Source organism: Paenibacillus sepulcri (genome assembly GCF_042647105.1).
Taxonomy (GTDB): Bacteria; Bacillota; Bacilli; order Paenibacillales; family Paenibacillaceae; genus Paenibacillus_Z; species Paenibacillus_Z sepulcri.
On sequence record NZ_JBHRUP010000001.1, the window covers coordinates 1,092,724 to 1,107,004 of the forward strand.

Sequence of the window (14,281 nt, forward strand, 5' to 3'; positions counted from 1 at the left end):
ACCATTCCTTCAAACATTCATTATCATTTTCTATAGCCTCATCCGTCTGCTTAATGGAAACTTATTATGCTTCGATCATTTTTTGTCATGTCATCGACGCTTATGGTCTATATATAAGCATGACGGCCGGTAAAAATGACAGCTTGTGTGCGCGAAGGCGGCGAGCGGGAGTTTTTCGGCTATAGGCGTGAGGAGTGTGTTCGGATGGATATCGGAAACCGATTGTTCCGCTCGGCGCTGCTCGGTCTTGCCGGCAACCGTGCGGCACGGGCACTGTCACAACGATATGGGATGAAGCTGGGGGCCAGGCGCTTTGTCGCAGGCGAGACCATGGAAGAGGCAATCGTTCAGGCTAAACGGCTGAATGCGGAAGGCATTGCGGTTACGCTGGATTTTCTGGGGGAGAGCGTGAGCAGTCTGGAAGAGGCAAAAACAAGCGAGCTTGGATACCTGGAGCTGCTCAGGACAATTGAGAGGGAAGGCATCAACGGCAATATATCGCTCAAGCCGACTCAATTCGGCCTGGCGCTGGACCGGACCGCTTGCGAAGAAGGAATCCGGACCGTTGTGAAGGAGGCCGCCAGGCTCGGGCTGTTCGTCCGGCTGGATATGGAGGACAGTCCATGGACCGATTCCACAATCGGCATCGTCCGCAAGCTGCACGAGGAAGGATATTCGAATGTCGGCACCGTTATTCAAGCCTATCTGTACCGGAGCGGTCGTGATGTTCAAGCCATGACGGCAAATAAAATGAATCTGCGGCTCGTAAAAGGCGCTTATAAGGAGTCCCGCCGCATTGCTTTCGAAACGAAGCAGGAAGTAGACGACAATATGCGGCGTTTGATCAAAGCGCGCCTGGACAGCGGCGTTTATACAGCGATTGCCACCCATGACCAAAGCATCATCCGGTGGGTGCAATCCTACACGCGCATGCGCGCAATTCCCCGAAGCCGCTTCGAATTCCAGATGCTCTACGGCATCCGGAATCCGCTTCAGCGGTCCTTGGCGAAGGAGGGCTACACGGTTCGCAGCTACGTTCCGTTCGGCCGCAGCTGGTATCCCTATTTCGTCCGGCGTCTGGCCGAACGGCCCGCTAATGTGATGTTCGTCGTGAAGAGCGTAGTGCTGCGCAAATAAAACTGCCAATTATGCACAGGGAGGCCAAAAGTATGAAACAACAGCAAATCGCCGTCCTCCCTGTTCCTTTTGACTGGGGAGCCAGCCGACGCGGAGCCGAAGGCGGCCCGCAAGCCGTTCTCATCGCGGGCCTTGAGGATAAGCTGCTGCAGCTAAAGCTGGATTATGTCGTCCTGAAGGACTCCTATCTGCCTGATCCTGCGGCTGACAAACGGACCTCAGAGCGCATGAAACACTGGGGACGCGTTCTCGCCATGAGCAAGGCGGTCGCGTCCGAGGTATCGCGGCTGTCTGCCAGCGGCTCCTTCCCGCTGACGATCGGCGGCGATCACAGCATTGCCATCGGCACCATTGCCGGATTATGTCAGCATAAAAAAAAGCTTGGCGTTATCTGGATCGACGCACATGCTGATCTCAACACTCCTCTCACATCGCCTTCCGGCAATATGCACGGCATGAGTCTTGCTGCCGGCCTTGGGTATGGGGACCCCGGTTTTGTCCAGCTTTGCGGCAGCAGCCCCAAGCTTGAGCCCAGCCGTGTAGTGCTCGTTGGCGCCAGGCAGCTCGATGAAGGAGAAAAACAGCTCATCCAGGCGCTCGGAGTCACCTGCTTCACCATGCATGATATCGACAAACTCGGCATGGGCCGTATCATGGAGCAGGCGATTCGTATCGCCGCCAACGGAGCAGACGGCGTTCATGTCAGCTTCGATATCGACAGCGTTGACCCCGGCGAAGCTCCGGGAACCGGTACCCCTGTGAGGGGCGGCTTGAATTACCGGGAGGCTCATCTGGCCATGGAAATGCTGCATGATTGCGGTGCGGTAACCTCCGCCGATGTGGTAGAGGTCAATCCGCTGCTCGACAGCACGCATGGAACAGCCAAGCTTGCCGTCGAGCTTATCAGCTCTCTGCTCGGAGAGAAAATCCTGTAAAAAAAAGCCGCTTGTCTTCTGCGCATGAAGCGTCGCAAAAGGCAAGCGGTCTTTGTGTTGAAGCTGCTTCCTATACCGAATGCTGTTTAGCCCGCTGGAGTCTCAGCAGCCGGATCTGCAGGAGGTGCATTTGGATCTGCAGGAGGTGCATTTGGATCTGCCGGCGCATCGGCTGCTGCCGGTTCTTCCAGTGTATTGGTGATTTTGGCTTTGGCTTTGATATCCTGAAGCCATGATGAGGACAGCTCAGAAACCTGCTGCGCAAGCAATTGGTCCTTGATTTTCGCTTTTTCCTCATCCAGGGTAGCCGTGTGGGCTGCTTTGCGGTCTGTGAACTTGATGATATGGAAGCCGTTGGCACCCTGTACAATCGGACTAAGCTCGTCCTTGGTTTTGAGAGCGAACGCCGCATCCTCGAACGGCTTGTCCATCACGCCGCGCGGGAAGAAGTTCAAATCTCCGCCATTATCCTTGCTGCCCGTGTCAATCGATTTCTCGGAAGCCAGCTTGGCGAAATCTGCTCCGCCTTGAAGCTCCTTCAGAATCGCTTCCGCTTCCGCTTTGGTTGCGACAAGAATATGGGAGACGCGGACCTGCTCCGGCGTATCGAAGGATGCTTTGTTTTGGTCAAAATACTGCTTGATCTGGTCGTCGGTAACCGTTGCCTTCGGTTCCAGCAATTTGCGGATACGAAGCTGAGTCGGCATTTCCTTGCGGAAATCCGCTTCTGTCATTCCGTTCTGCTGCAGCCATGCATTAAAGTCGTCCGCTGTAGGGAAACGTCCCTCCCAAAGCTTGACCTCGCTGTCAATATCGGCTTCTGTCGCCGTGATGCCGGCTTTATCGGCTTCCTGTTTGACCAGCTCTTCCTGAATCATCTGATCCAGCGTCGACTTGCCGCCCAGACTGATCATTTTGTCAAATAGGTTGTCCTGCGTGATTTTGACATCATTGACGGTTGCCACAACTTCATCGCTGCCGCTTGCGCTGCCAAAAGGCGGCTTGATCAGCGCTACAACAAGCAGCAGTGCCAGTCCGATCGCGATGAACATCCAGGGCTTGCTGCTGTTGCCTCTGCGGCCTGCTTCCGGTGCTGACGGGCCCGCTCCAACCGGAACGGGCGTGAGCGACTCGTCTTGAGCACCATCGGTCTCTTCACGCTCATCTGCAAGCCCGGACTCTATGTCCCGGTCCATGTCATCCTCCGTCAAGTCCGAGGGCGTTTCCTTCTCGAGATTAAAGCCTCCCTTGGCGGGGGAATCAACGTCCGTTTCTCCGTCAAGCTCGGGACTTGCCGAAGCTTCCTTTTCTTCCAGTTCAATCTCTTTATCTAGATCCTTGTCTTTCTCGTTCAATGCGTAAAACTCCCTTCTGAAAATGGATGCAGTTATTGTTTCTGCTGCAGTCAAATATACCAGATTAAAAATTAAAAAACCTTAAGAGAAGATAAAATGTCGGCAGTTTCTATAAAAGAAACCAATGAATCGGCAGCAGCAAAACCGGGGTAAACACAGCGCAGGCGGCCATGGAAAACCCGCTCACGCCGCCCTCCTCCTGGGAATCGGCGAGCAGTCTGGCGGAGCCTATGCCGTGCGCAGCGGCGCCAATAGCGATAGAAGCGGCTACACGGTCGTGAACGCCTACGAGCTTGAGCAGCACAGGGCCGGCCACACTGCCGAACAATCCCGTCATCACGGTAAGGGCTGCGGTGAATTCCGGCGAACCGCCCAGCCAGCGTGAAAGCTCGACCGAGACGGCCGCAGTCACTGATTTCGGAAGCGATGATCTCAGCAGCTCCTCGGTGCCGCCGAAAGCGATTACGCACAAGGCGTTCACGCCAATACCCAGTGCGCTCCCCACGAAGGCTCCAAGCAGGAGGGAGGGCAAAAGCGGCTTCAACCGGACGGCTTGTTTATAAAGCGGAATAGCCAGCGCTACCGTTGCCGGACCGAGAAAGAAAGTGACCATATCCCCGCCAACCTTGTAATTCGAATAATCAATGCGTCCAAGCTGCAGGAATCCATAAACAAGAACAGGTGCCGTGATAAGCGGATGCAGCCGCGGAACCCGTTTCCGGACAAGCAAGGCGACTGCATACGCGACAACGGTGACACATACGCCAAAAAGCGGATCACTATAAAGACTGCTGCCGTTCATGCGGAATCTCCTTCCGCTTGTTCGTTAAAAGCTGCGTAACCAGACCGGTTAGAAGCGTAACAGCGGCTGTACCTGCCGTCAAGCTGATCAATGCGGCAAGCCAGGATTCCTGAAGCAATGGGAGGAAGGTCGACACGCCGGCAAGCAGCGGTACAAAAAACAGCATCATATGCCGCGTCAGCAACGTTGCGCTGGCTTCCACCCATTCCAGTTTAATGACATTCAAAAACAAAGCCGCCGTCAGCAGCAGCAGCCCCAGCACATGAGAAGGAAGCGGCACACGTGCAATCGAATGCAGCAGCCACCCTAAACCGTCAAAACCGATAATAATGACAAATCCGCGCATCAAACTCTCCTCACTATCCATTTTCGCCTTATTTTCCTCGTTTATTCCTTTGCGCTCCCACGTTATTCCCGGTCCCCCTGGGACTTCATCCCTTCCGGGTGCGCCGCATGGTAAGTGGGTCCGCAGGACGTAAACGGGCATTGCGCCCAATAGCCATCAGGTGCGTCTCTGCACCTTCTACGTTATTCCCGGTCCCCCTGGGACTCCATCCCTTCCGAATGCGCCGCATGGTAAGTGGGTCCGCAGGACGTAAACGGGCATTCCGCCCAATAGCTATCAGGTGCGTCTCTGCACCTTCTGCGTTATTCCCGGTCCCCCTGGGACTTCATCCCTTCCGGGTGCGCCGCATGGTAAGTGGGTCCGCAGGACGTAAACGGGCATTCCGCCCAATAGCCATCAGGTGCGTCTCTGCACCTTCTGCGTTATTCCGGGTCCCCTTAGGACTTCATCCCTTCCGGGTGCGCCGCATGGTAAGTGGGTCCGCAGGACGTAAACGGGCATTCCGCCAATAGCTATCAGGTGCGTCTCTGCACCTTCTGCGTTATCTCGGACCCCTGGGACTTCATCCCTTCCGGGTGCGCCGCATGGTAAGTGGGTCCGCAGGACGTAAACGGGCATTCCGCCAACTGTTGTCAGGAGCGTCTCTGCATCTCCCTCGTTACACCATCCGGGTGTCCAGAGGGCCGGGGCCCTTGGGGTCCCCCTCCGGGGGATTTAGGGGGCTATATCTATCCCCACCTGGTTCCTCACCGCACCATCCATAAATGATTGCAGATTCCCTGCAGCCAGGCTCATCAGGCTCTTTCTCGATTCAACGGTAGCCCAGCCCATATGCGGGGTCAAAAAGCAATTAGGCGCGCCAATTAACGGATGGTCAGCCGGAGGCGGCTCCACGGACAATACATCCAGACCTGCGCCGGCAATCGTGCCTGCCTGCAGAGCATCCACCAGATCCTGTTCCACGATATGACCGCCGCGAGCCGTATTTACGAGGAACGCCGTCGGTTTCATCAGCCCGAGCGTCCGGCTGCTCACAATCCCCTTCGTTTGATCGGTTAGCGGGCAATGAAGAGAGATAAAATCAGACTCGCGGAACAGCTCGTTCTCCTCTACAAATCGAACATGCTCAAGGCCCTCAACCTGTTTGGCGGTCCGGGTATGGACCACCACATGCATGCCGAAGGCTGCTGCGATCTGAGCGACCTGCTGGCCGATTTGGCCAAAACCGATAATGCCCATCGTTTTATGAATCAACCCATGAAGCGGGGATAAGGAGAACGTAAAATCTTTAATGGCCGACCAGCGCCCGCCATGAACGGCATCGCTATGCTTTTGAACCTGATGGCAAAACTCCAGAATCAAGGAAAAAACCAGCTGCGAGACCGAGAACGAGCTGTAGTCAGGCACATTGGTGACCGTGATCCCCTGCTGTGCAGCGGCTTTGGTATCAACGATGTTATAGCCGGTAGCGAGAACACCGATATATCTCAGTCTGGGAAGCCTGGCGAGCGTTTCAGCCGACAACGGGGTTTTGTTGGACAGCACAACTTCGGCATCCTCCGCGCGCTGGACAATTTCTTCCTCCGTGGTGCGGTCGTATACCGTCAGCTTGCCCAGTCTGGATATTTCCTCCCAGCTCAAATCGCCCGGATTCAGGGTATAGCCATCCAAAACAACAATATTCATTGAAATTTAGCCCTCCATCATATTCTTATGCAAGCTATCCCTGCTGACGAAGCAAATCATACAGGGTAAACGTCACAATCCGCGCGGCTGCCGCGACATCCTGGAGCCGGACATGCTCATCCGCCCGATGACCGTTCGCTTCCTCCAGCGTGCGGGGACCTGCGCCGAACATGACCGTCGGGATACCCGCCTCCGTGAAATGCCGCGCATCGGCATAAAGCGGCACCCCCTGCACGGGCAGTTCCCCTTCTCCCATGACCTGTGTCCAGTTGGCGCGGAGCGCCTCCAGCAGCGGCCGGGTCCCTTCAACTTCCTTAAAGGGCAGAGCAAGCAAAATACGCCGGATTTGGAGTTCGATATCCGTGCAGCCCTGAACGGCCAATCCGATGACTGACGTCAGTTCCTGCTCGACCAACCCGGGATTCTCCTCCGGAATGATGCGCCGGTCCAGGCGTATAACACAGCGGTCCGGCACCACATTCGTGTTGATGCCCCCCTGAATAAGTCCCACGGACAAAGTCGGGGATTCAATGCCCTCGACTGCAGAATGGATGCCGGATAAATGATTGCGGTAATCATATAAAGCGCTCAGTACTTTGCTCATCGCTTCAAGGGCATCGGCTCCGGTATTCGGGATAGCCGCATGGGCTGACCTTCCCTTGAGCGTAACTTCAAGATGCAGACAGCCATTGTGAGCGGTTACCGCCGAGTAAGTGAAACCTGCTACGACTGCGTAATCCGGTGCAATAAATCCTTCGCGAAGCAGCCGCTGCGGACCAATTTCGCCGCCCGTCTCTTCATCGAAAGTGATGGCCAGACAAAGCCTGCCGTCTGCCTCTACCCCGCACTCACGCAGCGCCATGACCGCATAGGTATAGACGGCGATATCCGACTTGGATACGGCGGCTCCTCTGCCATAAAGCTTTCCTTCCGCAATAATAGACCCGTAGGGGTCATATGTCCAGCCTTCTCCGGGCGGCACCACATCGCCATGTGCGTTAAGCGCAATCACGGGACCTGTACCGGTGCCTAATAGAGTATCGGCAACCACATTTCTCCCCTCTGCCATACCAGCTGCCAGCGTCTCTTCTTTCGGAACGACATCCATAAACGGTTCAAAACCTCTGTCTGTCAGTTCCCTGACAACCACCTCAGCGATTGACGCGCAGTTCCCCGGCGGATTGTCGGAAGGGGCGGATACAAGTTTGCCTAGCAGGTCGATCATCTCGGATTCATGATTCTGCAGCCAAGCCGCAAGCTTTGCTTTATCGTCATTCATAAAATAAGTCCCCCTAATTAATGAAACTCGAGACACTCCTAATACCCATGCGTAATAATCCACCTGCAATATAAGAGTCTGCCGATAGCGCTTGCACATATTTAGTATTATTTTATCACATAAAATGGGGGGTCAGGGGTCAGGCTGCAGGACAAATCATGGATTTTATTCGTTCAGGCTGGCCGCTCTGTTCTCATCATGGTCCTGTTTATCCCTCTCGGCCAGCTCTTCCTTAAACAAATTTGCCAGGTCTGCCTTATTACCGTAAACATAAATGAGATCCCCGCTGCGCAGTTCGGTGGATAAGCGCTCCTTGCGAATGGTTTCTTTACCCCGCTTGATAAAAAGAAGATTAATATCATACTGATCTGTCAGCAGCTCCTGAACGCGTTTGCCAACATGCCGGGAATTTGCAAAAAGAGGAATATCGATAAATTGATCATTCTCGCCCATCTCAAAGATTTCGGAAACCGGCAGTTCCTTCAGATCGAAGCTTTGCTGGAGCTCACCATGAAGCCATTTTGTCAGAAAGGTGTGGACCGGCGTAAAGCGCAGTATCAGCAATAATAACCCAAGCACAGCAGCTGTCCAGACAAGCTGGGGCACGTGAAAGCTCTCCGTCATGATTGCACTGATGGACGAGATAATAACCGCTAGGGAAAACACACCGAACAAAATGAGAAACATACCGATGTTCCGCCGCACCGGATGCCTTAATATGAGCTCAGACTCTTTGGTCGTGAAGCCTGTCCCCGTCATCATGGAGACCACCTGGAACCGGGATATTTCACGCTTGAGTCCCGTACTGCGAAAGAGAATAATCGCAATCTCAAGCACCAGGAAAATAATGATGAAATAGATCAGGATAAACTTGAATCCCATGATGATCCCCTCCTTTGCTCGTTTCTCTCGATTACCATTACCCGAATTGTCTGAAAAAAATCGCGAGATGTATAAATCCCCACAAATCGGCAATCCTATCTGTATCGGCGTCGCGAGATGCCGTAGACAACCGCGGAGAAGACTTACGTTTCCCCATAAGCTCTTCGTCCGGTTTCTCCTCTCCCATGAAAAGGGGCCCTCGAAAGAGGGCCCCGGTTTTTTATGTAAATCTTCGTTTCCGAAAGGAGACGTTTGAAAGGCTTCCCTATTATCAGGCACATTTGGAGAGAAGACTATGATGAACTTATTCTGGTATATTTGCCTTGCTGTAACCGGTGTCGGGATGCTCATTTTTACCTGGTTCAAGAAAAGGAATTTTGCTGATCTGGTCACATTTTTTTTATCCGTCTGCTTTTTTATTTTTTTATGTGAATATTTCGTACTCATTATATTTCAGGCTTACGTTTATAAACCTGGAATATTGGCAGATTCTTTTGCCGATAGCGTTGCTGGTCATTTGATTAGCAATATGTTTGTGTGGGGTGGATCAGCGGTCCTGATAGCGGCGTTCGCGCTGCGTTACCGCTGGATTTTCTTGTTTTCCATCGCTTTTATGTTAATAGAAGAATTCTTTAATAAACTGGGCATATACGAACAGAACTGGTGGAAAACTTATTTCACGGGCATCGGGGCTTTTCTTTGTTTATCCTTGATGAAGGTCTGGTATGCCAAACTGAGAGAAAACCGGCACGCGCTTCTGCGGAATGCCACCCTTTTATTAGCTGCCGGGTTTGTTATTACCATCCCTGTTACCATGCTGACGCTTTTGGAGAAATTATATTTCGTCCCCGGTTGGGTTGAAAATAAATACCGGGATGATTTTATGTTTTCCTATATTTATCATTCGTGTATGGCTGTTATTTTTGTGTTTTTTTTATGTATCCATCAAAAACCTGTTTGGAAAGCCGCTCCCGCTGCTGTCATTTTATTGAGCGACTTTATCCTCGTCAGCATGAACGTTCTGATTTTCATAAATGGGTGGAACTTTTTATTACTGACGATTGTTCGCATTGTAACGTACGTCATTTTTATTCTGCTGGCGAAATATTCGCTAAAAGGAAGCAAAATAATCGCTCCACTGTAATATCCAAGGATAAAAAGGATAAAGAATCATGCAGTTGATTACAGATGGTAAAATGATTTTTGGTTTTACAGACTCCGAAAATGCAGATAATAAAAAAGCGTTTGAGGATGCCAAAAAGCGTTTTGAATAGGAGCGGAACAACTCCCGCTGGTCACATGGGCCAGCGGAAGTTTTGCGTACGGCTTGCATGGTAAACATTTGGCCGATCAGCCTGATCAGATCAAGCCTTTGCGGTGCAATATCGTCAGCACCCGGTAGAAATCGTAGGAGCCGCCTGCTGTAGTATCGACAATGCCTGCTTTCTTCGCAGCGACTGCCGCCTCCATGGCCCATTCAGGAATCGTATCCATAGATTGTCTGCCCGCGAGCTCCGCTACTTTTGCTTTCAATTCTTCAAAGGCGGCTTTTTCTTCCTTGGTCATCTCTTCGTCCTCCTCCTCCACAATCCCGGTCTCGTCGTATTGGATCAGTCCATTCAACTTAATAATGGAGATCAGCTTGGCGGCATAGTCCGGATCAGTCGCATACCCGCACATATAGAAAGCCCAGCACTGCCCGGCTGGTGTTGTCGCAGCTCTTACAGGGGCATAGCGGCTTCTGGCAAGCAACAGATCCTGATCCTTATAAAAGCTGTAGACGCTATCGTAAGCTCTGAAGGAAGCGACGACATTAACCGCCTTGCCCCCGTATATCTCCCAGGTTCCTTTGCTTACCATTTCTCCCGTCCAATAAGCGTTTGGCGCGCCGCTGCCCACCTTGTAGCCGCCCAGATTGTTCCAGCTGTTAAGGTTTCCTCCCGTTTCCAGCCAGCTTTGGGCAAGGCGCACCGAGGGCAATAGCGGCGACCCTTCCCGCCTGACCTGGAGAACGACAGGAGCCAGGAGTGCGAAGAAATCCGCTTTTGTATATCTCATCGTGAATTCTCTCCTTGTGATAAGCTTGTCACACTTGTCATACTGTATCGTATGCAAACGCACCCTCTTTAATCGCGGCATATGTGGACATCATGTACATTTCGTGAGTATTTATTTCATCCGGAATATGTGCTGATCGGCAGATGGCTGTAGCATGATCTATGGAATTTTTATGGGAATTTTCGGAAAATCATGCTACCATGAAGGAAAACCCGCCGCTAGGGTGGATTGACGGGTAGGAAAATAAAATATGATCTATTCAGCCATTATTGATCTTTTACTCGCCTCCATGATTTATTTCTACGGCCGCAAACACGAAGCGACCAAATGGGCGGTATTATTTCTATTTTTTGCTGGGCTGGGCAGTTTTTCGGATGTCGCTCAGGCCCCTGTATGGCACAGTCTCTTCTTCTTCATCCTTCAGGCCTGCACCCCTTACGGCTTCATCATGTTCTCGATCGTTTATTCCGAAACCGCGATTCCCCGAGTCAAAAACATATTCGCCTGCGCGCTTGCGCTGCCGATTATCACGACGCTGCTTATTACGCCGATGAAGCCCGATATCCAGATGGATTTTCTCCTCCTTCTCTTCTGGGCGGTTCCCTATTATCTGGCCGGATGTTTTCTCGTTATCTATGCTTATCTGAAAGAAAAGAACCCGCTTAAAAGAAGAAACCGACTCATAACCGCCTGTTTTATTGTTCCTCCCGTCATTATGATTGTTGTGGTCAATCACTTCGAAAGAGCTGTGCATACGTTTGGCAGCTACCGGTACATCAGTTTGTTCGTCGTCATCGCTTTTGCCGTATTTATTGTGTCTGCGATCCGGTTCGGCGTGCTTGGCGTGAGAATCAAATTTGAAAAGCAGCTTCACGATCAGACGATAAAGGGAATCGTGTCGGGGGCGGCCATGCTTAACCATGCCATGAAAAATCACATCACAAACATTGATATGCTGACAGGCCGTTTGAAGGAGCATGTACAGAACAGGCTGCATGAACAGGCGGACGAGGATATTGCGGTTATTCAAGCGGAGACGAGACAGATGATGCATATGGTGAAACGCATCAAGAAACATATAGAAGATATCGAAATTGTCGAAGGACCTGCAAGCTTGTCCGACATTGTCGCCCAGGCGCTGCTATCCAACCGCTATTTGCTTGAGCATAAAAGGATTTCCGTACTGACGGACTATTCTTTGCCCTGCAATTTGATTTGCGACAAGCTCCACCTTCAGGAGGTATTCGCCAATCTGATCCGCAATGCGGTTGAAGCGGTGGAAATGGACAATGGCATGCTGGCAATAAGAATACATGAGAGCAAGAAAGACTTCCTGGTTGATTTCTCCAACAATGGCAGGGGAATTGACAAGGAGACCCGCGCGCAGCTTTTCGAGCCGTTTTTTTCCACCAAGCACCATGAGGATAATTTTGGGCTGGGTCTGACTTATTGCTACCTGATCATGCAAAAGCACGGCGGAAGCATCGATGTGTCAAGTCAGCAGGCAGGAGCTACTTTTTCCATTCATTTGCCGAAGACACGCCGGGCATAATTAAATGAAAAAATGAAGGATAACGATGTGATTCAATGTCATTTGGCGCGGTTAATATTGTTACATGACCCCCCATTGATATAGTTTCATTTGGCCCGCGAAAGCTGCGGGCCACTTTTTTTGTTCCCTGATTGTCAATTTATATGAGATTCCCAGGTCAGAACTCCCCCAAATGTTGAGATATGCTGTAAAGTGTCGAGTTCAGCTTGTCTTTGGAAAACCACCTTGCATCACCAAAAAAACTTGCCGCATCATATCCAGCGAACGCCTATGGCACAAGCTGCATACAATGTATGACTTTTTACAGGCAAGAGAGGGTGATTCCAGGTGGAATTTCAGCTTGTCCCGCTGCATTGGGTTTACCTCGCCTTTATCGTCTTCATAATGGCTCTGCTCATCAAAAGGCGGGATACGACTTTAATTTGTGTGGTTGGTATTTTGGCGCTTGGTCTGTTGGCAACAGAAAGCCTCAGCGGATCAGTCAGCGGTATTTTCAACAGCTTTATCTATGCAACAAAAGAGCTGATCGGCACGATCTTTATTATTTCCATCATCGTCGCCATGAGCCGCATCTTGATCAAAACCGGCGTCAATGAGGTAATGGTAGCTCCACTTACGCGGTTCCTAAGGACGCCTGCCCTCGCCTATTGGGGCATCGGTTTTATTATGATGTTTACGTCCTGGTTTTTCTGGCCTTCTCCCGGCGTCGCGCTTATCGGCGCTGTTCTGCTGCCGGTTGCCGTAAGAGTGGGGCTGCCGGCGCTCGGCGCGGCCATGGCCATGAACCTGTTCGGGCATGGGATTGCGCTTTCCGGAGATTATATCATTCAAGGCGCTCCGAAGCTGACTGCTGATGCAGCCGGGCTGCCGGTCTCGGAAGTAATGGAGGCGAGCATTCCCCTTGTAATCGTCATGGGTCTCGTCACAACGGTAGCGGCATTCTGGATGATGCGGCGGGATATGAAGAAGGGAACGTGGAGAGACGGCCTTGTATCAGGGACAATCAGCGGGCACACGGCGAACCAAAGCGAAGGGCGCATCAGCCTGCCTCACAAACAAAAGCAGCTGCTCGCCGTACTGATTCCCGTGCTTTTTGCCATCGACGTGGCAGCCATGTTCATTCTGAATCTGCAGGGCGGGGACGCCACGGCTCTCGTAGGCGGCACTGCCGTATTGATCCTCATCGGGGTCACGATGCTGGCTCACCGGAACCGGGGTCTGGAGGAAACCACCTCTTATTTGATCGAAGGTTTCCAATTCGGCTTCAAGGTGTTCGGGCCAGTCATTCCGATAGCGGCATTCTTCTATCTGGGAGACGCCGCTTTCACGGAAATGTTCGGCAATGTGCTGCCGGAGGGCTCTCACGGCATCGTAAATGATCTTGGCGTCGCGCTGGCCAACCATGTGCCGCTTAATCAGGCAATTGGTGCCGTAACGCTTACCGTGACCGGCGCGATTACGGGTCTGGACGGCTCCGGCTTCTCCGGACTGTCGCTGGCTGGTTCGATCGCCCAATTATTCGCATCCGCAATCGGAACCGGAGCGGCCACGTTGACGGCTCTCGGTCAGGTTGCCGCAATCTGGGTCGGCGGCGGAACCCTTATCCCATGGGCGCTTATTCCGGCAGCCGCCATCTGCGGAGTTGATCCGTTCGAGCTGGCCCGCCGGAATTTGAAGCCTGTGCTGCTTGGCCTTGCCGTGACGACGCTCGTCGCGATGTTTATCATTTGAGGTTGGCGCTTGTTATGAACGGCGGGCAGTTATAAAACGCAATAAACCCGATAAAGAAGCATATGCTGCCCCTTTATCGGGTTTATCCGGATTGGCAAAGTTAAACTTATGTCCGCTCTTTGCTGCGGCCGCGTAAGCCTACCAAACCGAGAAGTCCAAGCAAACCAAGCCAGCCCCAGTCCATATCATTGTTGTCATCGGCTGCATTGGCTCTTATGTTGTTGGCTGTAGTTGTCCCATACGTATTCATTCTAGGGTTTGTGCCAACACCTGCGGTATTGCTGGTTCTGTCAACCATTCCATTGTCCGTCCCCAGGTTTGTACCGGAATACGTTGTGCTGTTGTTCATGTTGGAGCGGTTCATGTCATGAGCAGCAAAAGCTGGCACCAGCAGCATAACAGAAAGTACCGCACATACGAACAGGCTTGCGATCATCTTTTTCAAGAGAAGACCTCCATTTGGGATACATGATTGTGTTCCCTCTTGTTTTCTCCTCTTGGCGATGCTTTTATGCAAA

Annotated in this window: 13 protein-coding genes; 5 read left to right on the forward strand and 8 right to left on the reverse strand. The window is 52.0% G+C overall.

Annotated elements, in window-relative coordinates; all coding sequences use genetic code 11:
• Positions 1-204 precede the first annotated feature (204 nt).
• Both ACFOLF_RS04915 and rocF read left to right on the forward strand, forming a co-directional pair.
• Complete coding sequence (locus ACFOLF_RS04915) at positions 205-1,137, forward strand: proline dehydrogenase family protein (protein ID WP_210041282.1); 933 nt, start codon at positions 205-207, stop codon at positions 1,135-1,137.
• A 32-nt stretch (positions 1,138-1,169) separates the two neighbouring features.
• Positions 1,170-2,072: an arginase gene (gene rocF, locus ACFOLF_RS04920; protein WP_210041284.1), complete on the forward strand. Its 903-nt coding sequence runs from the start codon at positions 1,170-1,172 to the stop codon at positions 2,070-2,072.
• An 86-nt stretch (positions 2,073-2,158) separates the two neighbouring features.
• On the opposite strand, the gene ACFOLF_RS04925 is transcribed toward rocF, so the two are convergent.
• From ACFOLF_RS04925 to ACFOLF_RS04950, 6 genes are all read right to left on the reverse strand, one after another.
• Complete coding sequence (locus ACFOLF_RS04925) at positions 2,159-3,427, reverse strand: peptidyl-prolyl cis-trans isomerase (protein WP_210041286.1); 1,269 nt, start codon at positions 3,425-3,427, stop codon at positions 2,159-2,161.
• A gap of 109 nt (positions 3,428-3,536) precedes the next feature.
• Positions 3,537-4,229, reverse strand: coding sequence for an LrgB family protein (locus ACFOLF_RS04930; protein WP_210041288.1), 693 nt, complete (start codon positions 4,227-4,229; stop codon positions 3,537-3,539).
• The gene (locus tag ACFOLF_RS04935) at positions 4,207-4,575 is read right to left on the reverse strand and encodes a CidA/LrgA family protein (RefSeq protein WP_210041290.1); all 369 of its coding nucleotides are present in this window, start codon (positions 4,573-4,575) and stop codon (positions 4,207-4,209) included. The genes ACFOLF_RS04930 and ACFOLF_RS04935 overlap by 23 nt, the downstream gene beginning before the upstream one ends.
• Positions 4,576-5,289: 714 nt before the next feature.
• Complete coding sequence (locus ACFOLF_RS04940; protein WP_210041292.1) at positions 5,290-6,261, reverse strand: D-2-hydroxyacid dehydrogenase; 972 nt, start codon at positions 6,259-6,261, stop codon at positions 5,290-5,292.
• A 34-nt stretch (positions 6,262-6,295) separates the two neighbouring features.
• A complete protein-coding gene (locus ACFOLF_RS04945) occupies positions 6,296-7,540 on the reverse strand; it encodes an ArgE/DapE family deacylase (RefSeq protein WP_210041294.1) in 1,245 nt (414 codons plus the stop codon).
• Positions 7,541-7,705: 165 nt separating this feature from the next.
• Positions 7,706-8,422: a TrkA C-terminal domain-containing protein gene (locus ACFOLF_RS04950; protein ID WP_210041296.1), complete on the reverse strand. Its 717-nt coding sequence runs from the start codon at positions 8,420-8,422 to the stop codon at positions 7,706-7,708.
• Positions 8,423-8,717: 295 nt separating this feature from the next.
• On the opposite strand from ACFOLF_RS04950, the gene ACFOLF_RS04955 reads away from it, so the two are divergent.
• Complete coding sequence (locus tag ACFOLF_RS04955) at positions 8,718-9,566, forward strand: hypothetical protein (protein WP_210041298.1); 849 nt, start codon at positions 8,718-8,720, stop codon at positions 9,564-9,566.
• 215 nt (positions 9,567-9,781) lie between these two features.
• Here ACFOLF_RS04955 and ACFOLF_RS04960 read toward each other — a convergent pair whose 3' ends face one another.
• Positions 9,782-10,480, reverse strand: a complete 699-nt coding sequence (locus ACFOLF_RS04960) for a glycoside hydrolase family 73 protein (RefSeq protein ID WP_210041301.1) — start codon at positions 10,478-10,480, stop codon at positions 9,782-9,784.
• Between the two features lie 250 nt (positions 10,481-10,730).
• Between ACFOLF_RS04960 and ACFOLF_RS04965 the strand changes: the two genes are divergently transcribed.
• Entirely contained in the window at positions 10,731-12,032 is a 1,302-nt protein-coding gene (locus ACFOLF_RS04965) for a sensor histidine kinase (protein WP_210041303.1), read from the forward strand.
• Between the two features lie 384 nt (positions 12,033-12,416).
• Positions 12,417-13,763, forward strand: a complete 1,347-nt coding sequence (locus ACFOLF_RS04970) for a hypothetical protein (protein WP_210042244.1) — start codon at positions 12,417-12,419, stop codon at positions 13,761-13,763.
• A gap of 106 nt (positions 13,764-13,869) precedes the next feature.
• On the opposite strand, the gene ACFOLF_RS04975 is transcribed toward ACFOLF_RS04970, so the two are convergent.
• Entirely contained in the window at positions 13,870-14,199 is a 330-nt protein-coding gene (locus tag ACFOLF_RS04975; protein WP_379114597.1) for a WGxxGxxG family protein, read from the reverse strand.
• Between the last annotated feature and the right edge of the window lie 82 nt (positions 14,200-14,281).